This window comes from Anaeromicropila herbilytica (assembly GCF_016591975.1).
Taxonomy (GTDB): Bacteria; Bacillota; Clostridia; order Lachnospirales; family Lachnospiraceae; genus Anaeromicropila; species Anaeromicropila herbilytica.
This window is the reverse complement of record NZ_AP024169.1, coordinates 1,644,082-1,669,768: the sequence shown is the minus strand read 5'-3', so window position 1 is coordinate 1,669,768 and position 25,687 is coordinate 1,644,082. Positions and strand designations below refer to the sequence as shown.

The following is a 25,687-nucleotide window of genomic DNA, read 5'->3' as shown; positions in this document are numbered from 1 at the left end:
AGAGTTAGAACTTCTTATACCTTTTCAATGAAGCATAAGTTTTTCCATTTTGTATAAATTGCCTGAGCCAACTAAAATCAGGTCATTTGTCCGACGTCCCCTTTAGATAAAAATTATCTATCCTCTAATTTTTGAAGAAGATACCTCTTCTTATACTTTAGCGATGCATACTTTCCAATCTTTCGAATCACGGTATGATTAACAGCGCCGCCAATAACTCCAACTAGGGGAATACCTTGAATAAATTTTGCTGTCAATATTGCTTCGGAAAGCACTTCAGCTGTTTTCTTCATTTGCTCTTCTAGATTTATCTCTACGTTCACATGATTATCCATTTGTGCGCTTAATTGATCAACTTTTTTGTTCCATTCCTTCTTCTTATCCTCTTTCGATATTGCAGCACCGATTAATGTTAGAATATAACATTTCTCTTCATCCGTGTTATAACTATATCCATAACTCAATGCAACCTCATTAATACTCTTGATTACCACTGCAATAAATAATGGGATGTCAGGAAGCCCAATTCCTAATACTCCTAACACACCACCTTCGATGGCTGCAAGAGATGAATTAAATAATTTTGATTGGGATGATTGCTTATCCAATTTCTTTATATAACGGTTGCTTCTTGATTTATCAACTGCATAGTTATTTAGGTCATATTCCAATTGAATCTTGTCTTTGTTATAGGTCTTCTCAATGTAGGCATTTCCCTTTTCAAAGATTAGTTGAAAGCCTTTATAAAAAGCTAGATTCAGAGTTGATTTTAGTTTATTTGGAATTAGATTCTCTATATTCTCGGTTGCTAAGCTAATCTTTGCCTTTATAAATCCTTTTTCCTCTGGACTTAATAATTTCTGTTCTTGCTTTTCTATTATCTTCAATTGCTTAACAATAACATCTTGTCTCTTTCTATTTGTTTGCTTTGATTTATCCTGATTCATAGCTATTCTCCTTGTTCTTATTCTCTAATGATGGTTTACCTAATAATGTAGCTATTCTTTATTTCTATTATAACAATTTCATCCATAAAATAATAGGTATTCTATCGAGAGTAATTTCTTTCCATGTGGTTCCATATTTTTAGTACTTTAATCAAGAATAAATTGTTGTAATTATTTATTTGAAATACAGTTATTTTCTAACAATAATTTTTGAATATTAATGCTATTAAGTATATCTGTATTACCACAGGAAATAATATGTATCCAATATAATTTACCATGCTGTTGTATATTAATTGTTATATTCTTGGGTATCTGCCGAGAATGAATTTCTATAAGCTTTGAAGCATTATTTCCACAATAAATTAAGTGCCACTCATTTTAAAAAGTAGCATTATTTGTTCTTGAATACCATCGAAATCCTCCCTTTTTAATCCAGCCTACTTTTACTAGATCATTATTATTAGTAGCATATTTTGATTGTACAATATTCCAAAAGCCTATATGATTTTTACATACTATAACTAAATTTATTTTATGTTTTTTTGATTTTGTTTCTATAACTTGAAACTCTTTCTTCTCACTATTGAAACTATGCTCTATAATATACATCTGATTGGTGTTGTACCCAGCCATTTTCAGTGTGAAATATAGACTATTCTCACGTAATATTAAAATTATAATAACACCAAAAATAATTAGTGATATTATCTTGTTAGATTTCTTCACTATCCATACTCCCTTCAACACCATTTTAAATTACACTTTTTTCCTTCTTATATCATTAATTATACTCTATATTATATTTATAGTAATCTAGTTTAACGAATAAAAAGAGAATTCACATTAATATCTTTCCGAAAGACATTGATATGAATTCTCTTTTTAATTAAGCATTACATTATTTATTCCACGCTCTCCATAAAGTACATCCTAGTCGCATAGTCAGGGTAATACCGAACCTGATCGTTATATCCAGTTGCGCCGAAGGATTGCTTTAATCTGACTCCAAGACGGTTTAAGTTGACTCCTTGTATAATATAATCTTCTTTTTCTTCGTCTAACTTAACGAACTTTGATACCACATGCTGAGTTATGGATTCCTTTTTAATATGAATTGGAGATACCGTATTCACAAGATCGCCAAATTCTTTAATATTAATCTTCTTAGCAATATTATAGAAATGATACTCTTTCTCCTCTGCCAATCCTCTTGTATGAACTTTATTATAGACAAGATTCGGTATAACCCTTGATTGAAAGTCCATCAGAACAGCTTTATTCTTATCCTTAGAGACACTAAGCCACTGATAAGATCCCGTTGGGTTCTTATGCTGATCTATTACACTACCATCTTTAATACGATAGAAGTCACCGAATTGAAATACCTTACGCCATTCTTTATAAATACTAATTTGCTCTCTAATCACATTTTGATCATCCTTCGATAATTCCGTTAGATTACACTCATATCCTAAGATGCCGTAGCAAGCAACATGATATCTAGTAGATAGCGGAGTCTTTCGTAAGGTCTGGTGATTCGGAACATCTGATACATGAGCACTGATAACAGAAAGCGGATATCCATAACTGTAACCTTGCTGGATGGTCATTCTACAAATCGCATCCGTGTTATCACTTGCCCATATCTGTGGCATATAGCATAACATTCCAAGATCGAATCGATTACCTCCAGAGGCACAGCCTTCAAATAGTACCTTTGGAAATCGTTCTACTAATGTACTGATAACTTCATATAATCCAAGCACATATCGGTGATAGAATTCTCCTTGACATTCTGCTGGAAGACCTACAGAATAAGCATCGGAGAAGATTCGGTTCATATCCCATTTTACATAAGAGATATTTCCATCTGCAAATACATTCGTCATGGAATCAATCACATACTCTCTTACTTCTTTTCTTGTAAGGTCAAGAAACATCTGATTTCTTCCAAGGCTATGATCTTGTCCTGGTATCTTAACTGCCCAATCTGGATGCTCTCTATAGCAGTTACTATCTTCATTCACCATCTCAGGTTCTACCCAGATTCCAAAATCAAGTCCTAACGCATTTACCTTATCTGCGATTCCCTTAATTCCACCCGGTAGCTTCTTCTTATTCACGTTCCAGTCACCGAGAGAGGAAGTATCATTATCCCTCTTACCAAACCATCCATCATCCATGACAAATAGTTCAACACCTAGATCTTTTGCACTTTTTGCTAATTTTAGAAGTTTACTTTCATTAAAGTCAAAATAGGCAGCTTCCCAACTATTTAATAAGACAGGGCGCTCTTTGTATTTCCATTCACCTCTAACAATATGTTCTCGTACGAATTCATGCATTCGATGGCTTAATTCTTCCCATCCATGAGAGGAGTAGGTCATAACTGCTTCTGGCGCTTCAAATTCATCGTCTGGGTTAAGTTTCCACAGGAATCCCCTTGGATTAATCCCACTGACAAAACGACTTTTCCCATAAGGATTCACTTCGAGTGCCTCGTAGTGATTGCCACTATAGATTAGGTTACAGGCATAGCAATCTCCATAACTTTCCGTTGTATCTGGTGAACTAATCATAACAAATGGATTGGCTCTACTACTACTAAATCCTGCCATGGTCTGATTGACATGAATCCCGCTCGTTACTGTATGATCACTTCTATTCATTTCTCTTATCCAAGCTCCAGTAAAACTAGTAAATACAAAACCACTATCTTCAAAATCAAGTTGCGTACTCATTAGCCTTTTAACCTTGACCACATCATTCATTCCATTGATTAGCTTCGAACTTCTGACAATAACATCGCACTCTGGATATACAGAATAATTAAGATGTAATCTCAGATCATGATTACGTTCTTTTAATACGATATTTAATTCCTCTACTTGTTTCTCGTAGGCATAAGAAGAAGGTAACGTCTTAAGGGAATCCTTCCATTTTCTTATAGAAGCGGATTCAAATATAAAGTCACTGGTACAGCTTCCATCTGGATATACAATTTCAATGAAAGGTTCTCGAATATCCCCTTTTCCATAAGAAGACATCTCAAGACATAGATCTTCTAGTCCAATCTTATCCTGTTCTTTCGAATAGCTGATGGAGTTACCAAGTAGAAATTTTTTCTTTTCAATGAATGGCTCAAAGATGCGATTCATATTCTCTTGTTTCATATCAATGTTTAGTCTATTGCCATAGTAAATATGTTCTAATTGTCCAGATTCCATAACACGAAAAGCATAGGTTGTATGATTTGTATCAAATAAAAAATAGTTATTATTTCTAGATATCATAGCTCATTTCCTCATTCATATTCATTGACTCATTTTCTTTTGTAGGATTCTTGTCATCATTTCTTCTGATGTGCAATTCTTCTGTTATTTCTTTTAACCTTGTTTCACTTAATTTATACTTTTTCACAAAGAACATTATGGATAGCACGAGGCCAATTACAGGGATTACCAACATGATAAGTCGTAAGCCGAATAGAGTCTCTGCTGTTTGCACCTTTTTATGTACATTTAATTTAATAACATCAAGTCCAATTCCTGCAATTAATACGGATATCGCAGACGCTAATTTTACTACAAAGATCTGTAATGAGAATATAACGCTTTCATTTCTACTATGATTCTTCCATTCACCATAATCAATTGTATCCGCTAGGAATATTGTTGTTAATACCGTTGCAAGACCAAATCCTAAGAAGATAATCACTGCTGCAATACATAATAAGAATAGATTGGTTATATTAAATGTGCCAAGTAAAAATAACATTCCATAACCGATTAAAGCGGTTACAATTGCCCCAACTAATATTTTTTTGCACTCATATTTCTTACGAAGTAATGGTAAGCTCATCATAGAAAGTATCTGAGCAGCTCCTCCAACCATTCCAAATACTCCATATAGACCTGCATTTCCAATATCATACTTAAAGAAATATACTGCAAGTTGTTGGGTTAGATATAAAGATGCATTAAACATTACAATTGCCACTACGACAATTAATGCTTGGTCATTTTTAATTAGAGAAGAAAGCATTTCCTTAACACTTACACTCTTTTGATTGATTTTCATTTTTTCTTTTACGTGAATCACAGTAACTACTGTTGCTGTTACGAAAATTAATGCGACACCTACTGCAAAGACTTGAAAACCTTTTCTTTCACTTCCATTTCCTAATACAGGAACTAATGCCATGGTAAGTGCTGTAGGTACTGCTGCTCCTATACCAGCAAAGCTACGAGCAATTACTGACATATGCTCTCTATCTTTACCAGATTCCGTGATTGCAGGAATCATAGACCAATATGGAATATCCATTGTCGTATAAGTCGTTCCCCATATAACATAAGCGATTGATATATACACTAACAATGGATTACCATGAAGTGCTTTTGGCACAGAGAACATTAGAATCAATACAACCGCATTGGTTAACGTTCCCCCTAGAATCCAAGGTCTAAACTTACCAAGTCTTGTATTTGTCTTCTCAACAATGATTCCCATAAAAGGATCAATAAACGCATCAAACAGCCTTGCTCCCATAAATAAGACTCCTATAAATGTTGCGCTAACCCCTAACACTGTATTGTAGTAGTACATTAGAAACCCTGAAACTAATGCATATACCATATCTTTACCAACTGCACCAATCCCATAAGATATTTTTACTTTATTTGATAAACCCATATAGCGTCATCCCTTCTGATTGTGTATTTTCATATAATTAATAAGCTATCGCGATTAGAGTTTCAAAAGTCTTTCATAACTAATATTGTGTATATTGATGTACAAGAGTGAAAGAAAAACACTTTCACTCTCAACGTTTGTGATTTCACCCTTGCAAGCAAGTGAAATTACTGCACTACATTATGAATTTGGGCGTAGTCCAGCTGAAAGTAACGTTTATATTTTGTCAAGACTCAAAGTGAAAATAGGAACGTGAGTGACTAAAGTTTATACATAAACTTGTCGCTTGGTCTGAGGCTTGTTAAAAATATGTTACTTGAAGGAAAGGTAGCCAAAATTCATAATGATACAGCGATATACACTCAATAAACTAAATAAGGCTTTTGACTACTCTAATCCAATCGTTAGCTTTATTATTTTATTTGATAAGCTATTTCAACCTTTTCAATCTTCTCACCATAGATGGAAAGAGTTCCTTCTCCTGGTTCTCCTGTAGTTTTGATGAAAGTACCTCCCATACCACCTTTTAAACTAATTATCTTTGGCCCTATGATTTCTAAAGGTCCCGACACTTTTAACATGAGTGGTTCTTGATAATAAGGTAATTGATTACCATTCTGGTCTTTCATCTGTAATCTTACCGTTGACACATCATAAGTAGCACCTGGTGTTAGAATTGTCTTATCTACCTTCGCAGCTAACTCAAGTTTGGTAACTGGCTCTTTGATTACTGTCTTAACTACTTTTCCATCTTTCATTGCTTCAAAACGATATCTTGTAACTTTACCACCCCAATTACCAATATATTTGTAATAAAGGTTGATACCATCTTCCACTTTCAGCTTATTTTTAAGCATAACTTTTAACATTTTTAATTTATAAGAAAATGGCAAGCTATTCTGTCCATACTTTGTTACTGCAAATAATACCTCTTTAATCTGATCGGATGAACTTTTTGAAAAACCTTCTCCTTTTTCCATAAGCTCTCCTACAAAGTCATCAATTAGAATTGGTGGATGAGGCATGTTATGGTACATCTCTCTATCTGGATAGAATTCTCTTACATACTCATCATTCTTATATACTCTAACACTATCTGCATTGGTAAATGCATAAACAGTTCCTATATTACAAGCTGGATGCTCACCGATATCCATGGAGGAGCTAATCTCTAACACTACATCCTCATCACTTTGACTTGAATAAACTGCTGCTGCAAGTTTTGGATTACGAAACATATCAAGTACTCCGTGATAGCAGATACGATCTCCACTTCCAAAGTCTTGATGCGTATTGTAGTCAAACATACACCAAGCAAATCCGCCAGCAATATCATGTTGGCCATAGTATGCATCCACTACTCGTGCATGACGTAGGGCATGTTCTAATCGATGTTCTTCACCATCGAAAGCTTTCGTTGGAAACATATGACCATTATATTCTGAGATTAGATATCCTTTATTCTCGTCTGGAGTAACTTTCTTCTTTTCCTCAACCCCTGGATTTGTTCCGTTATGTAAGAAATCATTATAGGTATAGACATCTTCTAATAGATTACTTTTTTGAAGAAATCTAACTCCACCCGTCTGTCTTGTTGGATCAAGTTCATGTGCAAGTGCATTTGTCTTCTCATAGAAAGCATCATCATCTTGTGATTCATTAATGCGAACACCCCATAGAATAATAGATGGATGATTTCGATTCTGTAATATCATCTCTTTTAAGCTATCAACTGCAACTTCTTTCCAAGCTTCATCTCCAATATGTTGCCACCCTGGGAGCTCGGTAAATACTAATAATCCTTGCTCATCGCAAGCATCCAAGAAAGCCTGATCTTGAGGATAGTGAGAGGTTCTTACTGCATTCACATGCAATTCATGTTTCAGAATATGTACATCGTTAATCTGCGCACTACTTGGCATTGCATATCCTACATATGGATAACTTTGATGTCTGTTTAATCCTCGAATTTTATATTTGCTACCATTGAGATAAAATCCATCTTTTGCAAATCTTGCTTCTCGAAAAGCGATACGAGTTACTTTAGAGTCAACTTTTGTTTCTCCAACATATACTTCTGTTCTAAGTACATACAGCTTAGGTTGTTCTGGGCTCCATAACTTAACACATAAATCCTGCATCTGAATATCAATCGCAGAAGAAGCAACCGAATCAAGCGATGCCTTTCCCATAACATGTAGTCTAGGGTCAGTAACCTCTATTGATAGAAGCTCCTCCATTGAAAGTTCCTCTAACTTCGTTACATCCATAAGTACTTGTTTAACCGATACCTCCTTTTGACTGCTTATGGTAACTTGTGTATTTAATCTTTTTCTTTCTTGCAGATTATCTTTTGTTTTTACAAAGACATCCTCAATATATACATTTTCTTTAACCTCAAGATATACTTGTCGGTAGATTCCACCGTATGTCATGTAATCAATCACATTTCCAAAAGGAGGTATATTAAGAGATTCTCTACTATCAACCTGAACCACTAATACATTCACTTCCCCGAAACGTATATGATCTGATAGATCCACCGTAAATGCTGTATATCCACCTTTATGTTCAGCAATTTGTGTTCCATTTAGATAAATAGTTGCTACATGTGCAACGCCCTCAAATGTGATAAATATTTTTTTCTTCTTCCATGCTTCCTCAGCAAAAAATACTTTTCGATATCCTGATATTATTTGATAACAGGTCTCATCAAAATAATGATAAGGCATTGTAACATTACTGTGTGGTAATCGAACTACTTCTATTATTCCTTTCCCGTAGGATGGATCAAATAATTTCTCAGTAAATATAGGAGTGTATCCCCAATCTTCATTCCAATATAGTCTCATAAGTTAATACCTTTCTCTTGATCTTATTATTAAGGCTTAGAAAGTCAAAAGCCTCTCTTAACCTTAATTGTGTATTACAACAATGCCTTTCATAATAATCTGCATCATTTCCTCTAGCGCTTCTTCATATGCTAGATTATTATCAATTAGATCCGAACCCTGTAAAAAATGTTCCATTGTTGCCTCTATCATCACCTTTAGTACTGTGATATTAATTGGTCTTATTCTTTTTTCAACCATTGCTTGCTTTAATAATTCAATGGTTGGTTCCCAATCATTTTCAATTCGCTTTGCTACCTTTTGATATATCTTAGGATATTTTTCTTTCATAAGATAAAGCTGGCGTAAATCGATACTCTTATATCTTTCTGGAAGCACGATCATGATTCGATGAATCTTCTGGATAATATCTAATTCTTTATTTTCTAATATTTGTCTTTCTGCCTCTTTGATTTGACCAAAATAATAATCAACCATTTCGTAAAAAAGTGCATCTTTATTTTTAAAAACTGTATATAATGTCTTTTTACTCATGGAAAGTTCTCTCGCGATATCATCCATAGTAAACTTTAATCCTTTTTCATTGAACTGCCCTATTGCTACTTCAAATATTTGTTCTTTCATTACAAATCCTTTCTGCTTTAGATAGCTAATAGAATTAATGGGGACAAAAGCCTTATTGAAGTTTATTGAGTGTATATTGCTGTACAATTATGAATTTGGGCTACCTTTCCTTCAAACATTATATTTTTTACATGACTCAAAACAAGCAAAAATACTCACTCACGTTCCTATTTTCACTTTGAGTCTTGACAAAATATAAACAATGTTTTCAGCCGGATTACGCCAAAATTAATAATTATACAACAATATACACAATATAGATTGAGAAAGGCTTTTTGACTCTAATCCTAACAGTAAACAAAAACATTCTATTTTAAACATTTTTTACATTTACCTATTGGACTTTAAGCAATATTTCCTTTATATAGGAAACTAGAAAACTATTTTTAGTTTCCTAGTTTCCTTAATTATAACATACATATTTTGTCCCGACTATTCAGAAAATAGCACAAAAAAAGTAGCCTTTTTCTGTGAAAAGCTACTTTATATTTCTTACTAGCATATTTAATTTTCCAACTTATTTTTCAATAACAAATCATAATTCCCAGTATAAAATCTATATTATACTTTATAAATTCAGGCGAAAAAGTATATTAATTACCATGATTGAAAAATTTACATCGCCCGTACTTTGACGAGTTTGTGAAGCTACTTATGTTTTATTAATTTTATCTTACTTCACTAAAGATTTATATTCCCACTTTCCTTGTTTATATCGAATAAAACTTGCAAAGCCAGTAATAAACCATGTTAGACCACTCGTAAGCCAAGTTCCCCACACTCCGATAAATGCGATATTTACCAACAGTGGTGCAAAACCAACTCTTCCGATAACTTCTATAAAACCATTAACCATTGCATACGTTGCATCACCTACACCGTTTAATAGACCTCTTGTTATATGAATCATTCCTAATGTTATATAAAAGTAACTTGTTATTCTTAGTGCATTCGCTCCTAGTGTGATTACTTCTTCATCATTAACAAATAATTGCATGATATATCTAGCTCCAAGCTGAGCAGCAATTAACATAAGAACACTAAAAACTGCGATAATGATAAAGCTCTTATGATAACCCTCTTTTACTCTCTTAACCTTTCCTGCCCCCATATTCTGTCCTGCAAATGTAGATAACGCAACTCCTAATGAGTTAAATGGTTGCTGTACCAACTGCTCGATACGATTCGTTGCAGAAAAAGCTCCAACTACATTTTTACCGAAACCATTAACTACACATTGTAATGCAATACAGGAGATTGCAATCATAGAATTCTGTACTGCTACTGGAACACCAATTCGAATGCATTTCTTAATTAATTCCCGATTCGCCCTTCGATATTCCTTCTCAATTCGAAAATATGGATTCTTGCGCACCGCAAAGATAAAACATCCTAGCGCTGAGAGTGCCTGAGATATGGCAGTCGCCAAAGCAACACCAAATACTTCAAGATCAAACCCTAGAACAAATATAAAATCTAATATTACATTTACAATACAAGCCATTACAAGAAAGAATAACGGTGTCTTTGAATCTCCAAGCGCTCTTAGAATTGAAGCTAACGCATTATACGCAGCTACTCCAATGGTTCCAGCACTTGTTACTTGCATAAAGATTACCGCATCATCAATAATTTCTGGTGGTGTTTGCATTATTTCTAAGATAGGACGTGCCAAAATAATGCCTAAAGCACTCATTATTACTCCAATAACTGCTATGATATATACCGAATTTGCAATGGTTCGTTTGACATACTCGTCATTTTTTGCTCCAAAGTACTGAGATATTAAGATACCAATTCCAACCGACATTCCTAAACATACGGAAAAGAATAGAAAATTCAATGATCCTGTGGCGCCAACCGCTGCAAATGCATTAACACTTACGAATTTACCAACTATAATTGAGTCGATAATATTATAAAACTGTTGAAATATATTACCAATTAGCATTGGCAGTGAAAACTTAACCAAGAGAGAAACTACATTCCCCTCCGTCATATCTTTTACATATTTAGCTGACATTTATAAACTCCTTTTTCTCTTCTAACACTCTAACCTATTAACTATAATAAGATGAGTGATCGTGTTTATTATTCTTCATTATAATACTTCTTAATCACTATCTCAGCTGGTTTACCATATACTTCATAGCTTCCATTCTTCATAGCGTTCTTTTCGTGATATAATTTAATACTCCAAGACCATATCGCATAGCCAGATACCCATTGCCTATTACTACAAGTCTGAAACATACGCTCATACCATTCAGCTTGTCCTTCTAGATCTATATCACCACGAATGGACCAGTCATTCGGTACATTCTTTGAACCAGTCACTGACATGCAACCTGCTTCTGCAAAGAAAAATGGTTTCTTATATAGGTTTACAACTCTCTCAATTCGATCTAGTTCCTTCTCCCAATCTGATATAGGATAATAACCACTTGACGATATTACATCCACAGCATCCCACCATTTCACATTATGCTCCTGATATTTATCTGTGTTATAAGAAACAAGTCCATGATATACTCCTCGAATTTCAGAGATAACATTACGCCATTCTTCTTCCCTATGTTCCGACATAACCATTTCACAACCTGCGATAAACATCTCGCAACCTGTTTCCTCTGCAATCTTAGCATAATGTAATTGAAAATCTGTATATGATACAAACCATTTACTCCATTTAGGTTCACATGGTACTTCTTCATCGAAAAAGTTAATATGTGCTCTCCAAGTTCCATTCTTACAATTAACCGTAGGTTTTAATGCTACCCTAAGTCCAATCTTCTTTGCATATTTTATCATATCAATTAATTCTTCATCGGATACTGTGGCATTGGAAGTATAACAAATCTCCTCTGATTGTGGTGTGTCCTGTAATCCGTTAGGAACTAATATAATAAAGTTAATTCCCGTTCTATTCTTTAACAGTTCTAAACTTGCATATGCTTCTTCACCTTGATAGCTACCTTTTTTAGAAAATGGGGCAAAGGTATATCCTTTTATAAATTCCATATTTTCATTCCTCTCTATTGATGCTGGGATTCCTCTGGTTTGTCCCTATCATTTAGTTTGTCTAGGCAATTTACACAAAATACAAATGGCGAATGCTTCATTGAACATGTATAAGAAGTACTAATTCTCATTCGCCATTTCTATTTTGTGTAAATTGCCAGTCAAGGTTATGATGAGGTGATTTGCTGGATGAATCCATATTATAGGTATAATATATCAATATACGGTTTGTTATGCTATAATACATTTATACAAAAATAGAACAAACCTATTTTCGAGTCCAATGAAAGGAATTTTCCTTATGAATTATTTATTCGAACAAAGTAATATTCTTAATTCACCATATGAGGCTTTTATATCTGATACTAGAACTGATTGCTTTCCAATCAAAGCTCATTGGCATTATTTTATGGAAATTATATATATGTTAGAAGGAACTGCACTCATTGAATGTAATAAAGAAGAATATATTCTAGAAGCTGGTGATATGATATTATTTCATCCTCAAGCATTGCATTCCATCTATACAGCTTCACAAGAGCCACTCAAATATGGGGTATTAAAGTTTAATATCAGTAGCTTACATATTTCTAGTAATTATACGCCAAAGCTTTCTGCAGTATTTAAGTGTGCCGAAGGTAATCCCCTTGCACCTATTTTCTTCTCATCGGAGACCCTATCAAGATTACCTATAAAGGAGTATTTTTTATCGTGTATTGAAGAACTTCATACAAAAGACTATGGATATGATATACGATTCCAAGCATTCGTTTCTTCCATGTTGGTTGAGATTCTTCGAATCTGGAGAAGGAACGGATTAAATACTGATAAAGCAGTATTAATACCTTCTGATCAAGATTCATTTCATACGATTTTGGAATATATAGATGAACATTCGAATGAATCATTACGAGTAGAAGCCCTTGCAGCAATATGCCATATGAGTTATTCCTATTTTGCTAAGAAATTTCACGAGCTATATGGCCAATCCTGCAAGGACTATATTGAATTTATTAAGATAAGCAAAGTAAAAGATCTATTATTATTTACAGATCTTGATTTAAATTATATCAGTCAAGAACTTGGATTCTCTGATTGCAGTCATTTGATTCGTATCTTTAAGAAGAAGGTTGGAGTAACGCCAAAGCAATATCGCTTAAGTCATTCTTCGACAAGTACTTATTCCAATTAACTACACTGATCAGTAGACGCTAAGTAAGTTCCGATTATCATAACAAGAAATGCGAGAACAAACATGAGGTTTGGCATTTCTCTAAATATGAGGATAGATAAGAACACTCCGATAAACGGTGCTACCGCATAATAGGCGCTTGTTTTTGCAGCACCTAAATTTCTTTGTGCGTGAACATAGAAAAAGATACTTAACCCATATGCCAAGAATCCTAACAGCATGATTATCAAGATATAATTTATATGAGGAACTTCTTCTTTCAATAATAAACCTATCAAGAAAGTGATTGAACCAGAGCCAAGTCCTTTGATTATAACAATCAAAAATGGCTCTTTTTCTGATAATGCTCTAGTATAATTATTCTCAAATCCCCAGCAGATACATGCTAATATTACAAATATAGATCCTAATGAAAATGACAAACTACTCATATCTTCAAAAGATAGTATCATGCTAGACATGGTGATAAAGAAAATGGCGATCCATAATCTCTTTGATATTACCTCTTTGAATAGCATGAATGCTATTATAGAGGTTGCTACGATTTCAAAAGTATTTAATAGGGATACATTTGCTGCTGTCGTATATTTTAGGCCAAACATTAGAAAAATTGGTGCTGCAATATCTAGAATTACCATTCCTATCAGATATGGTAGTTCTTTTTTGGATAAATCTAAGTCTAATCGTTGCTTTACTAATACATTCCTTATCGTAAAAAGCAGGAACATACCAACTCCTGCTCCTAAATATAAAAATCCCGCCATCATGGTTGGGTCTATTCTTTTTAGTAAGAGCTTAGATATTGGTGAGCTGACCGCATACAATGCTGCTGCTAGAATTGCGTATAATATAGCAACATGATGTTTATTTTTTATTATACCTTTTAAATCTAATAACATTATTCTCATTTCCTAACTATTATACTTTTTATTATGCATGAAATATATTTTTTGTATCCCCCTATGGGGGATATTAGAATAATATCATAAACTTATTAAATTATCAAGAAATGTTAATTTATAGATTAATAATTATACTGGCCATTTTTTTCTTTGATTTTTCTATAATTAACATTACCCCAAAGTATTAATCTATCTAAGATATGGTATAAAAAAACTGATGCAAATACTCTTTTAGAATAATTGCATCAGCTATAGAATTTTTCTTTGAAGTGAACTAAGATGTTTTATCTTTATTTAATATATTTGCTTAATCTTGGTAATACCCTTCGGCACTAATTAATTCTTTATCATAATATTCCTTTTTAACTTTCAGATAAAAGTTACTTTTTGCTACATGAATATATGGATGAACCCAAAATGTCGCTAATCCGCATGTTAATATACACAATAATACCCATCCCAAAAAGCTTAAATTTAATAAAAATAATTCTAATTCATAACCTTTCATCATCTCACGACTTAACGATATTACTTCATTTATTGAAAGATCTTCCTTTTCATCAAAGATATAGTAACTCATAGAATAACTTAACGCTTTTATGATACCTGGTATAATTAATAAAAAGCTCCACAAAAATATATAGAGCCTTAACATAAAGCCAAGCCCAATTGCTTTGACAAACCTTTTTCTATATCCATCAAACATCATATCAATTGTCACTTTATTGCCTTTGGTAAATCTTAAATAAAATATGTAAACACCAATTGTCAATGGAATATAGATTATAAATAATGCCAAAGATATTATAAAAGGTCCATTTTCTACAATATAGCCACCGATAGAATTTATGATCAAATAAATCAATGTAACAAAAAAAGCTTCCACATAATTTTCTTTTAATTTTTGCCAAGCTTGATATCTTAAATCTTTAATATTCATAATATCCCCCTAGTTCCTTTGTAAACAGTATGTCTACTTACATTATTATTAATATGTTATGTAATTCTTTACCATTTTCTATTACAGTAAATTCAATAGAATAGCATAATTCTTCTTATTCCTATTCTTAACAACATACATATATTAACTAATTTTATAGATTTTGTCAATTTATCGGTTTTAATTTATATAAAAACTTGTACAGTTAAAAAACACTTATATGGAAGAATCCTTGATATAAATTCTCACTCCAGGTTTCTTCTACATAAGTGTCTTAGCACTGTTCCACTAATGGCTTTAAATAATCTTTCATCCTCTGATACTGTTCATTGGAGATTAGAATTTTATTTCCACTGCGTCCTATATATTCGTTATCAAATAACTTACTTACCGAACGATTAATCGTCTTGACACATAGGCCTGTACGATCCGATAACTCTTTTCTAGTTAGAGTTACAACGCATTCCTTTTTACCTGTCTGCTCATAGATCTGAACCAATAAATAGCACAATCGATCCATTCCTTGAAGAAATAGAAAAACTCTCTCTTTTCTTGCCTGTTCAAGCAAAGTAGTACAGATAGATTGCATCTCCATCTGTAATGCATTGGTATCATTCAGTATCCACTTTTCAAATTGAGACCTTGGAATCACTAGCATCCTACAATCAGTAAACGCAATTAATGTAGTCTTGAATTGATAGTTTTTAAGCAATATTTCCATACTTCCAAATACATTCACCGGATAAAACCACATATAGTCATACGCAATTTCAAATATGCGATAATCCATTGCTCGAACAATCCCATCCATTAGGATATAGATATTCTCAACATCAGAACCTTCGTGAATAAAAATAGTATTCTTTTTCTTCTTCACGATCTGCACAGATTCTAGAAACCAATCGGGAGCATTCTTTAAATATTCCATCATGTAATTCTTCTTATCTTCTGTTAGACCATCAAACATGGTATTGAACAAAGTATTCATTTTAAAATGCTCCCAATTCCTTAAGAATATTATGCTTGATTGAATCATCAGCAAAAGATATCTCTACAGCATTGTGTAATAGTTTTAACATCGTTTCCTCATCACTCTCCAACTGCCCTGATACTCGTAATAATTCTCTATTCATATCCGTATTACTTACTGTTCGATTATCAGTGTTAATGGTTGCTAATAACCCTTGGTCTAGATATAGATTAAGCGGATATTCCTTCCATGCCCTCACTGCCTTCGTCTGAATATTACTTGTCGGGCACATCTCAATTCCTATTCTTTGATCTCTACATTCTTTCATTAGTTGAATATCCTGTTTCATTGCAATACCATGACCTATTCGTTTTGCTCCAAGTGCAAGTGCTTCTCTAATATTCTCCGTGTTACCGCACTCTCCAGAATGTATCGTAAATGGCATATGAAGTTCTTTTGCTCTTATAAATAGTTCTCTTTGTTCTCTCGTAGGATGAGCTATCTCATCGCCCGCTAGATCCAAGGCACATACCCCATCGTTTAGATATTCCCTTGCACATGTTAGCATATCCATATTATTCTTAAGAGAATAATGTCTCATTGCACATACAATAACCGATGCTTGAATATTATATTGCTTTTTCGCTTCCTCTAATCCAGATAATACACTTTCGATTACATTCTTACAAGAAAGACCTTCATTTACATGACTCATCGGAGCAAAGCGTACCTCAATATAACGAATATTCTCATTCGCAGCATCCTTTAACAACTGATGGGTTGCTAATCTCAAAGCCTTCTCTGATTGCAGATACTTTAAAGGTAAATCAAACTTCTGTAGATATTCTGTTAGGTTCGTACAATCTTCTGATGCCTGTAACCTTGCCCTAATCTCTTCACTAGACATCTTGACTGCGTAATCTTTCATGATTAATTCCATTGCATCAATACTAATAGATCCATCTAGATGACAGTGCAAATCAACCTTTGGTAATTGTTCTATCCATTCTTTTTGCATGTTTCATCATTCTCCATCATTTTATCATTTTCATAATTCTACCTACGATCATATTTAGAAAATATAAGATATTTTATCATAGCGATATGCCACTAGGCAATCTTAAATGACGAATCACCACTAAATTATAGAATTACTATGAGTTGGGGTCAAAAGCTTATTAAACTTTTGACCCCAACATCATTACTACAGGATTATTACTTTCTCAAAACCTTCTTCTCTGACTATTTTCTCAAGTCCTTGCAAATATTCCTGATTTGGGACAGTATAATGTGCGTACTGCTTACGAACCCCATTCGGACGATATGCTATAATCTTATATCCGATATCGCTGATAGCAAGGTAAGGTTTTAACAACTTAGTGGTCTTAAGTACGGTATCATGAGCATCAAATAATTCAGGTACTACAACTGTTCTTACTTCATAAAGCTTTCCAATCGAAGCCAAATATTCAGCATTTTTTAGAACTAGCTCGTTCGATGCACTAGTTACTACCTCATGTTCTTCAAGTTCATATGCTTTGATGTCTAGCATCACACCATCTGTTACCCCAAGTAAATCATCTAATTTTCTAAAATCATTCGTGCCATTCGTATCAATAAAGGTCATGAGACCTACAGATTTGCATAATCGGAACAATTCTTCTAAAAACTCTGGTTGTAACGTGCATTCACCGCCTGATACGGTGATGCCTCTGATAAATGGCATCTGCTTCTTCACTTTTTCAAATACTTCCTCAGGTGTCATTTCCATTGTCTTTGGACTTGAATCGTAGTTGCATATATGAATACAAGTATCACAATGAATACATTTTTCTTCATTGTAGGATACTTTTCCATCTTTCATTGTTAATGCTTTGACAGGACATTGTTCCACACACATCCCGCAATGAATACACATTCCTCTTGTCTCAGGATTATGACAGTATTTACAGTCGATATTACAACCCTGAAGAAATACAGCCGTTCGATTTCCTGGTCCATCTACTGCACTAAACGGAATAATCTTATTAACAACAGCTCTCATTATCGAACCTTTCTTTCAAGAACATGCCCAGTTTTTACTGCACCAAGACCTAGGGCAGTGGTGTCTTGTAATACATTTTCACCTGATTCTAGCTTATTCATCTCGGAACGTTTTACAAGATAACCAGAGATACGAATCACATCACTATCTTTCTCATAGAAGGATAAATAACGTAATTTATTACGAAATGCTCCTTTTATTATATCTAATATAAAGTCTGGATTACGATTTACGGTTGAATCGATTGGGAAGATATCACCAGTTCCTGATGGGAAATATTGATGATAACGATTGCATACCATTAAGTGATCTATTAATTCTTCTGGTTCTTCGCCAATTGGAATACGAGTTCCTGGAGTAACATCAATATCCTCTGAGATTCCAACTTGTGCATGCATTAAGAAATGTCCTTCTGACACTTCACAATAAGGATTCATATGATTGTCATTGAAATTCTTAATTAATTCCATAATCTCTACACCAAGATCATTGGCATTCTCATCATGTCCAAAACGTCCTTTGATTCCTTCTTTTTCAAGTAGAATATTAACGCAATCAGCAAGTCCTACCATACCGAACATTCCTGTAAAACGATCTCTATGAATAAATCCTTCTTTTGCAAGGAAATTATTCTCGAAGAATCCGCTCTCTTCGACCATAAATTTGATTCTTTCATCCATATAACGAGCCATGATATCCATAACGTATGGAAGTTGGTTCTCTTTAAAGTCTTTGATATCCTTTGCTCTCTTCGCGATATTTCCTAAGATTAAGCGACTAAGGGTATAGGCACCACCTGCGTAAGCTAATCCGTTATAGCAACTTGCAATTACATATGGTGTCTTATGCTCACTTTCAAACATCTTATGATTCGCAAAGCTTGGTTTTGCTGATTTAAGTGCAGTATGAATTGCTTGAAGTGCAAAATCATCTGGTGTTACCCCTTCTTCATACTTCATCGTAAGATTTGGAACTGCTTGCTTAAGCTCTGCTTCCACTTCTAATAACAGACGTCCTGCTACTGTAGCTTCTGGACCAATATTTGCATGAGCAAAGGAGTCTAATACAGTTCGATCAATTTGAATTAAAAAGAGTCTTAATAATTTCTTTGCATCTTCTTCTTTGACGTCCTTCATAAATGGTTCTAATAAATGATCTAGCTGACCTAAATACACTGGATAATTTGTTACACTAGGAACATGTTTGTAAAAGATTAACAAATAGCTTAATGCTTCTTGTAGATCAGTAGGTGCATCTAATTGAAGGAATTTACTTCCCTCTCTCATGAACTTTTCATAATCAGGAACAATATATCTTGGTCGTAATGGAGCATGCCCTTCGTTCAGATCACAAATGCACTTTCCATCTGCTGTATCTTCCATAAGTTCAAGTAATCCTTCAGGTAAATCAAGAACATTTAATAGAGAATCTGCATGATTCGCCATAGCAGCTACCTTCTGTTCATGTGTTAAGGTAGGGCTTTTCACGGTTTCTAACATATTATTTCTGACTTGATTCACTTTTTCCATTGATATATCTTTCATAGTTCATTCCTCCAGGCCTTTTTTTGATAGTTATATTGTATCTATTTGTATATGTTTTTAAAAGGACAAATGTCCTTTTTTTATTTACTACAACAAAAAAGCTTCTAATAATACTTATAATATTTGTTAATAAGTATTATTAAAAGCCTAGTCAAAAGTCATTCTCTACATAAATTGTGTATATTGATGTATAATTATTAATTTTGGCGTAGTCCGGCCAATGTCGTCAACTTAAGAAGTTACAAATAAATACTGAACAAAAATCAAACATTATTTTGTCTAAAATGCAAATTGACAAACAAATGTTTGCTCCAAAATTTTAATAGATACATTTTTACTATTAAATTTTGGAGGACTTCATATTATGATTAAAAAAATATCATCTTTATTAAAATCAGTTAATAACCTTATTACTAGCGAAGAGTTTATTGAAAAACATAGGATTAATCAAAAAAGCTTTAATCGTAATCGAAAATTAACTTTTAAGGATATTATTTTATTCCTTTTAAGTCAGCCACAAAAATCTTTATCTGTGGCTCTTTCCGATTACATAGATTCTTCAAACCTTGCAATTGACTCAATTTCAAAACAGGCTTTTTCAAAAGCTCGCTTTAAAATTAAACCTGATGCTTTTCGTGAAATTTTTCTAATGACTACTGATGTTAATAAAACAAGATCAAACCTTAATACTTGGAATGGTCACCCTGTATTAGCGATTGATGGTACTTCATTGCAGATTCCTAACACAAAAGAAAATCAAACTTATTATGGTTCTAAAAAAAATCAATATGACCCTGTCGCTCTGGCTTCTGCTTCGGCTTTGTATGATGTTTTGAATGATAACTTACTTAATACAAAACTCGTTCATTATCGTACTTCTGAATTAGTTCAAGCCCAAACATTAATCGATGAATTTAATTTAAATCAAGTTCACGGAGAGAAAGCACCAATTATTATTTTTGATAGAGGTTATCCATCTAGAAAACTCTATGCGCAACTTCAAGAAAAGCAATGTTTCTTTGTAATGAGACATAAAACAAAGTCCCATGGTGCGTTAAAAGCGGTATATCAATGTAATTATGGTGATACTTCAATACAGTATTCTCATAACGACTGTTCCTATCCGCTAAGAGTTATAAAGTTTGATTTGCCATCAGGCTTACAAGAGACACTTGTTACAAATCTTTTTGACCCCAATATAACTGTTGAAATGTTTAAAGAACTATATTTTATAAGGTGGGGGATTGAAACGAAATATCGTGAAGTCAAATCGATATTAAAGCTAGAAAATTTTATGGGCATAAAACCGGAAGCAATTGAACAGGAATTTTATGCTGCGATGTTTGCTTCAAACCTATTATCAATGTTTGCTTCTGTTTGCAATGAAGAAATATCTAATATTCAACAGGAAACAAAGAAAACAACATGTTATAAAACAAATAGAAATATTCTAGTAAACTATCTTTTTAATAAGCTATATACTTTGATTTGTAACTATCGTATTGCTAAAAAGGTTATTAATAATTTGATAAAAATAGGTATAAAAAATCGCTCACAAGTACGTACAAACCGTTCTTATGAGCGAAAGAAAATGCGAAGCAGGATGAAGTTCTCCCAGAACACAAAATCCACTTTATAATATACATTATAAAACGAAAAACTGCTCGCTCATATAGTTTACACTATTTTTATAAATAATCAAATATGATGTTTTATTTTTGTACAATTTTTTGTAAACTTTTTTACTACAAGTGTTAAGTTGACGACATTGGTAGTCCGGCTGAAAGTAAACGCTTATATTTTGTCAAGACTCAAAGCGAAAATAGGAACGTGAGTGAGTATTTTCGCTTGTTATGAGGCTTGTAAAAAATATGTTACTTGAAGGAAAGGTAGCCCAAATTCATAATTATACAGCGATATACACTCAGTAAACTAAAAAATGACTTTTGACGTCCAACCAATTATTCCTCATCTTTCACAATAAACATAGGCCTTTTCTTAGTCTCTAGATATGTCTTTGCAAGATACTCACCTAAGATTCCAATACACAACATTTGAGTACCACCAATGAGACTTAAGATACAAATAAGCGATGGCCATTCCGCTACTGCATCTCCCCAAAGCAATGTCCTTAATATAATAACAACAATTAAGATAATAGCAACCAAACAGAATAAGAAGCCAAAGATTGCTGCTAAAGCAAGAGGAGCTGTCGAAAATGCTACAATTCCATCAATCGAATATAAGAACAATTTCCAGAATGACCATTTCGTATTACCCGCTACACGCTCTACATTATCATACTCTAACCACTTCACATCAAATCCAACCCAACTAAAGATTCCTTTTGTAAAACGATTACATTCTGACATCTTAAGTATTGCATCTACCATCTGACGTTTCATCAGACGATAATCTCTAGCACCATCCATAATCTGAGTCTTTGATATTTTATTGATAAGGTGGTAGAAACATCTTGCGCAACAAGATCTTAATCTTGGTTCTCCTTTTCTAGATACTCTCCTAGTTGCAACACAATCGAACCCATCATCCTTAATTGCATGATACATGACTGGTATCAGACTTGGTGGATCTTGAAGATCTGCATCCATTGTAACAACGTAATCTCCACTTGATTTCTGAAGTCCAGCATACATAGCTGACTCTTTTCCAAAATTTCTTGAAAAGGAGATATAGTGAACTCTACTATCTTTCTTTCTTAATTCTTTGGCTAATTCTAACGTATTATCCTTTGATCCGTCATTTACCAGGATGAATTCAAATTCAATCTCTTTCATCTCATCCGCAACTTTGGTGATTTCCTTATAGAATATTGGTAATGATTCTTGTTCATTATAACATGGTACTATGATTGACAATTTCTCCATTGATATCACTTCTTTCTATCACAAGTATTAAATTCTTAATTTTCAACTAATATATTTTCTTTCTTACCCATTTGGAGTGATTAATAACTAGCAAAATTAACAATCTCTCTTTCCACTCGCTCGCTTTTTATTCCAAATAATCAGAAATGCAAAACCTACGAAAGCAGTTATAGATATGAAACAGCCTATGTTAAAATACGGAGTTTTGTATTTTAATACGATATGATGCGATCCCTTCTTAAGTGGCAATGCCATATTCATTATATTACCATGTAATAATTCAACTTTTTTATGATCAACATAAGCGCTAAAACCTTTGCTATATGGAATACTAATTGCCATGATTCTATTACCAGTTAACGTTATATCACCTTGTATGGTATTATTATGAATTGTAATATTTTGAAGCGAATTTCGAATCAATCTGTGTACTTGCTCTTTATAAAAATCCATATTTACACAATACACTTCAATACTCTCATACGTAAAACTTTTTTTCTCTGGAAATGTTATAGTGATTTTTGACTCACCTTTTTTTTCATATCCAATATTTACGAGATAATTTTCTTTGCCAAAATAAGAACCATAATAGATACTTCTTACATTTACTTTTTTGGTAATATTTGAATCTCCTTTTACTTTAAAGGTTGCCATTGTTCGGTAACGTCTTAATAAATTCAATTTATGAAATATTAAATAGGTCTCAGAATTTGGCACTTGCTTAAATTCAAGGGTTATTTTAGCACCTGCTTTTTTTACTTTTATTTTGTTATCCGTTAATTTTATATTTTCATCGGGAATAATCTTAACCTTTCGTTTTATTATTCCATGACTAACATCTTCGTCTGCTTTCGCTACCATATTATTATCCTTTGGTAAAACGATGGAATATAGCATCGAATTCTGTTTCTCTATCGCCGTTAATTTTTCATAATCTTTTTCTAACAGATAACTATCATATGCATATCCAAGTGGCAATGCATAATCATTCTTATATAAATATATATTTTTACCCTCATATCTACCTTTATTAATTAACCGAAATCCATATGGTGCAGCTCCTCTTTTCGTGCTAGCAATATATTTTACACTTGCTAAAGAATCCAATACGGTTCGATTATCTAAGCTATCAAAACGATATGCAGATTTCTGTGTAAGAACTTCCAACTGATCTAAATACTTCGCTACGTTTCCAGTCATTAGACTATAATAGCCAGAGACCTCATTGTATCCTATATATAAAGATTCATTAATACATTTATCACCACAGGTTTCCACACGGAACACTCGCGAGTCCTTATCATCTATCTTTGAGACAAGGTTCAGGACTCCTTCGTTAAATACGCTATCCACCTCTTTTTTGGTTAAGTACTCATTCGCGTAAGCATAATATTTCGGTGAATAAAATGCAAATCCATGAAAGCCGATCATCATAAGTAGAATAAGATAAAAACTGATATCACGAATTATTTTTTTATCAGCAAACCATCTAAGTTGATATATTAAAACCACAATTGCCGTGATTAATAAACAATAAAAGCCATTCTTAACAATATCTTTTGCTGGATAATAAAACGTAATAATTCCATAACCACCAATTCCAACGAGGAATAGCAGTCTCTCATATATTTTTAAAGTAAATAGATTCTCGTACGTTTCGGTGAAGATGAAAGCAACAATAAGAGCCAATGCGAAACACCAACGATTTGCTACATATGCAAATCCATTCATAAAATATCCAACATAAGGAACTAATAAAGCACTAAAAGCAAGTAAAAAGATAAATAATAACTTTCTATATTTCTTGTTACATATTAATGCAACAACACTAACCGCTGTAATGGTACAAAAGGATAGTTCTGACCAATAACCTGTTATTGCACCTGGTGCAAAGACTCCTTGCAATAATTTCAAATAATATCCTTTTCTATAATGTAAATATCCAGAGGGCATCTGAGGCCCGTTCCCTAATCTAGAATTATTCATGAATGCATAGATAATTGGAAGAAATAAAAAACTTCCCATAGCAATTCCTAGCAGATAGGGTCCGCCTGTCTTTAATCCAGTATATATAAATCCCTTCAAAACATTATCATACGTTTTGCGATATCTCATAAAATATCGTATTATAACATAGATTACGGATATTACCGTTAACATAAATAGAAAATAAAAGTTACTAATTGTACTAACAAAAACTATGACGATTAATAAATAAGGTTTTTTCTTGCGTAATATTTGTTCTAATCCAATTATAATCAGTGGTAGATAAATCATTGGATTAAGAAAATATGGATGTCTGATTCCAGAATATAAGGAAAACCCACAAAAAGTATATATGAATGCGCCCCCCAATACAGAAACGCCTTTCTTTCCCCAGTACTTACAGAAAATAATATAGCTAATTCCTAATAAATAAAAACGTAATAAAATTAAAGCACAATATAAATATACGCCATTCTCTTTTGTCGCAAAAACCGAGAATAATGCGATAGGATCACCAAGTACATAATACTGGAGTGTTCCAATTGTATCAAATCCCAAACCGATATTCATATCAAACATAGGAAATCCATTACCAGTAAGTAGACTTCTTAATAACTTACCATAATAGATAAACATCGGATAGTGCTGATTAATTCCATCCATCTTCCATACAAACGTTTTACCATCCATAAAAAATGGCATAAAGATGATTGGCAATAGCAAGAGAAAGGAACATGTGTAAATAAAATACGTATTCTTAAACCAAGTCTTCTTCATGTATTTCCTAATCCTCCTATAACAATTTATCTTTCGTTATTGTTATATATATTTTGTCAATTTTATCGTTCTATATTTTATTCCTTACTATTCATTTTTTCAAATTAAATTATTTTTACAATTTCTTAAGGTATCTCAAACTTTCTTAAGATTTCTTTCATAATATAATTAATTGCTAATTATTTTAAAGTAAAGACGAATATTCCAGTCTTACCTATCTAAATAATTGCCTTATATTTATTAACTTAAACACAATAATCCATCTTTTTATCTTTTTATTCATTTACTTTAAATTTATAAAT

Annotated in this window: 18 protein-coding genes; 2 read left to right on the top strand and 16 right to left on the bottom strand. The window is 33.0% G+C overall.

Features of this window, described 5'->3' with window-relative positions; translation table 11 throughout:
- Window positions 1–113 precede the first annotated feature (113 nt).
- From bsdtb5_RS07140 to bsdtb5_RS07105, 8 genes are all read right to left on the bottom strand, one after another.
- Window positions 114–947 (bottom strand): EcsC family protein, encoded by an 834-nt coding sequence (locus bsdtb5_RS07140; RefSeq protein WP_271715345.1) that lies wholly within the window; start codon window positions 945–947, stop codon window positions 114–116.
- 381 nt (window positions 948–1,328) lie between these two features.
- A complete protein-coding gene (locus tag bsdtb5_RS07135) occupies window positions 1,329–1,676 on the bottom strand; it encodes a hypothetical protein (protein WP_271715344.1) in 348 nt (115 codons plus the stop codon).
- 176 nt (window positions 1,677–1,852) lie between these two features.
- Entirely contained in the window at window positions 1,853–4,243 is a 2,391-nt protein-coding gene (locus bsdtb5_RS07130) for an alpha-galactosidase (RefSeq protein WP_271715343.1), read from the bottom strand.
- Window positions 4,233–5,645 (bottom strand): glycoside-pentoside-hexuronide (GPH):cation symporter, encoded by a 1,413-nt coding sequence (locus bsdtb5_RS07125; RefSeq protein WP_271715342.1) that lies wholly within the window; start codon window positions 5,643–5,645, stop codon window positions 4,233–4,235. Before bsdtb5_RS07125 ends, bsdtb5_RS07130 begins: the two co-directional genes overlap by 11 nt.
- 413 nt (window positions 5,646–6,058) lie before the next feature.
- Window positions 6,059–8,497: a glycoside hydrolase family 2 protein gene (locus bsdtb5_RS07120; RefSeq protein WP_271715341.1), complete on the bottom strand. Its 2,439-nt coding sequence runs from the start codon at window positions 8,495–8,497 to the stop codon at window positions 6,059–6,061.
- 63 nt (window positions 8,498–8,560) lie between these two features.
- Window positions 8,561–9,121, bottom strand: a complete 561-nt coding sequence (locus bsdtb5_RS07115) for a TetR/AcrR family transcriptional regulator (RefSeq protein WP_271715340.1) — start codon at window positions 9,119–9,121, stop codon at window positions 8,561–8,563.
- Between the two features lie 673 nt (window positions 9,122–9,794).
- Window positions 9,795–11,144 carry an MATE family efflux transporter gene (locus tag bsdtb5_RS07110; protein WP_271715339.1) on the bottom strand — a complete coding sequence of 450 codons (1,350 nt, stop codon included), beginning with the start codon at window positions 11,142–11,144 and terminating at the stop codon, window positions 9,795–9,797.
- Window positions 11,145–11,212: 68 nt separating this feature from the next.
- Window positions 11,213–12,142 (bottom strand): glycoside hydrolase family 113, encoded by a 930-nt coding sequence (locus bsdtb5_RS07105; RefSeq protein ID WP_271715338.1) that lies wholly within the window; start codon window positions 12,140–12,142, stop codon window positions 11,213–11,215.
- Window positions 12,143–12,443: 301 nt separating this feature from the next.
- Here bsdtb5_RS07105 and bsdtb5_RS07100 point away from each other — a divergent pair, with 301 nt between their 5' ends.
- A complete protein-coding gene (locus bsdtb5_RS07100) occupies window positions 12,444–13,334 on the top strand; it encodes a helix-turn-helix domain-containing protein (protein WP_271715337.1) in 891 nt (296 codons plus the stop codon).
- Here bsdtb5_RS07100 and bsdtb5_RS07095 read toward each other — a convergent pair.
- The 6 genes from bsdtb5_RS07095 to bsdtb5_RS07070 form a co-directional block, all read right to left on the bottom strand.
- The gene (locus bsdtb5_RS07095) at window positions 13,331–14,233 is read right to left on the bottom strand and encodes a DMT family transporter (RefSeq protein ID WP_271715336.1); all 903 of its coding nucleotides are present in this window, start codon (window positions 14,231–14,233) and stop codon (window positions 13,331–13,333) included. The genes bsdtb5_RS07100 and bsdtb5_RS07095 overlap by 4 nt on opposite strands.
- Before the next feature lie 310 nt (window positions 14,234–14,543).
- On the bottom strand, window positions 14,544–15,176 hold the full coding sequence (locus tag bsdtb5_RS07090) for a DUF975 family protein (protein ID WP_271715335.1): 633 nt from the start codon (window positions 15,174–15,176) through the stop codon (window positions 14,544–14,546).
- Between the two features lie 274 nt (window positions 15,177–15,450).
- On the bottom strand, window positions 15,451–16,164 hold the full coding sequence (locus bsdtb5_RS07085; protein ID WP_271715334.1) for a Crp/Fnr family transcriptional regulator: 714 nt from the start codon (window positions 16,162–16,164) through the stop codon (window positions 15,451–15,453).
- 1 nt (window position 16,165) lies between these two features.
- Window positions 16,166–17,164 (bottom strand): adenosine deaminase, encoded by a 999-nt coding sequence (add, locus tag bsdtb5_RS07080; RefSeq protein ID WP_271715333.1) that lies wholly within the window; start codon window positions 17,162–17,164, stop codon window positions 16,166–16,168.
- 186 nt (window positions 17,165–17,350) lie between these two features.
- The gene (locus tag bsdtb5_RS07075; RefSeq protein ID WP_271715332.1) at window positions 17,351–18,190 is read right to left on the bottom strand and encodes a YjjW family glycine radical enzyme activase; all 840 of its coding nucleotides are present in this window, start codon (window positions 18,188–18,190) and stop codon (window positions 17,351–17,353) included.
- Window positions 18,190–19,734, bottom strand: coding sequence for a YjjI family glycine radical enzyme (locus bsdtb5_RS07070; RefSeq protein WP_271715331.1), 1,545 nt, complete (start codon window positions 19,732–19,734; stop codon window positions 18,190–18,192). Before bsdtb5_RS07070 ends, bsdtb5_RS07075 begins: the two co-directional genes overlap by 1 nt.
- A gap of 364 nt (window positions 19,735–20,098) precedes the next feature.
- Here bsdtb5_RS07070 and bsdtb5_RS07065 point away from each other — a divergent pair, with 364 nt between their 5' ends.
- Entirely contained in the window at window positions 20,099–21,373 is a 1,275-nt protein-coding gene (locus bsdtb5_RS07065) for an IS4 family transposase (protein ID WP_271712180.1), read from the top strand.
- Between the two features lie 322 nt (window positions 21,374–21,695).
- Here bsdtb5_RS07065 and bsdtb5_RS07060 read toward each other — a convergent pair whose 3' ends face one another.
- Window positions 21,696–22,622, bottom strand: coding sequence for a glycosyltransferase family 2 protein (locus bsdtb5_RS07060; protein ID WP_271715330.1), 927 nt, complete (start codon window positions 22,620–22,622; stop codon window positions 21,696–21,698).
- Between the two features lie 96 nt (window positions 22,623–22,718).
- Window positions 22,719–25,385 carry a YfhO family protein gene (locus tag bsdtb5_RS07055; protein ID WP_271715329.1) on the bottom strand — a complete coding sequence of 889 codons (2,667 nt, stop codon included), beginning with the start codon at window positions 25,383–25,385 and terminating at the stop codon, window positions 22,719–22,721.
- Between the last annotated feature and the right edge of the window lie 302 nt (window positions 25,386–25,687).

Coding starts and splice junctions, on each gene's coding strand:
- bsdtb5_RS07140 (WP_271715345.1), bottom strand. CDS start 947: ATGAATCAGGATAAATCAAAGCAAACAAATAGAAAGAGACAAGATGTT.
- bsdtb5_RS07130 (WP_271715343.1), bottom strand. CDS start 4,243: ATGATATCTAGAAATAATAACTATTTTTTATTTGATACAAATCATACA.
- bsdtb5_RS07125 (WP_271715342.1), bottom strand. CDS start 5,645: ATGGGTTTATCAAATAAAGTAAAAATATCTTATGGGATTGGTGCAGTT.
- bsdtb5_RS07120 (WP_271715341.1), bottom strand. CDS start 8,497: ATGAGACTATATTGGAATGAAGATTGGGGATACACTCCTATATTTACT.
- bsdtb5_RS07115 (WP_271715340.1), bottom strand. CDS start 9,121: ATGAAAGAACAAATATTTGAAGTAGCAATAGGGCAGTTCAATGAAAAA.
- bsdtb5_RS07110 (WP_271715339.1), bottom strand. CDS start 11,144: ATGTCAGCTAAATATGTAAAAGATATGACGGAGGGGAATGTAGTTTCT.
- bsdtb5_RS07105 (WP_271715338.1), bottom strand. CDS start 12,142: ATGGAATTTATAAAAGGATATACCTTTGCCCCATTTTCTAAAAAAGGT.
- bsdtb5_RS07100 (WP_271715337.1), top strand. CDS start 12,444: ATGAATTATTTATTCGAACAAAGTAATATTCTTAATTCACCATATGAG.
- bsdtb5_RS07095 (WP_271715336.1), bottom strand. CDS start 14,233: ATGTTATTAGATTTAAAAGGTATAATAAAAAATAAACATCATGTTGCT.
- bsdtb5_RS07090 (WP_271715335.1), bottom strand. CDS start 15,176: ATGAATATTAAAGATTTAAGATATCAAGCTTGGCAAAAATTAAAAGAA.
- bsdtb5_RS07085 (WP_271715334.1), bottom strand. CDS start 16,164: ATGAATACTTTGTTCAATACCATGTTTGATGGTCTAACAGAAGATAAG.
- add (WP_271715333.1), bottom strand. CDS start 17,164: ATGCAAAAAGAATGGATAGAACAATTACCAAAGGTTGATTTGCACTGT.
- bsdtb5_RS07075 (WP_271715332.1), bottom strand. CDS start 18,190: ATGAGAGCTGTTGTTAATAAGATTATTCCGTTTAGTGCAGTAGATGGA.
- bsdtb5_RS07070 (WP_271715331.1), bottom strand. CDS start 19,734: ATGAAAGATATATCAATGGAAAAAGTGAATCAAGTCAGAAATAATATG.
- bsdtb5_RS07065 (WP_271712180.1), top strand. CDS start 20,099: ATGATTAAAAAAATATCATCTTTATTAAAATCAGTTAATAACCTTATT.
- bsdtb5_RS07060 (WP_271715330.1), bottom strand. CDS start 22,622: ATGGAGAAATTGTCAATCATAGTACCATGTTATAATGAACAAGAATCA.
- bsdtb5_RS07055 (WP_271715329.1), bottom strand. CDS start 25,385: ATGAAGAAGACTTGGTTTAAGAATACGTATTTTATTTACACATGTTCC.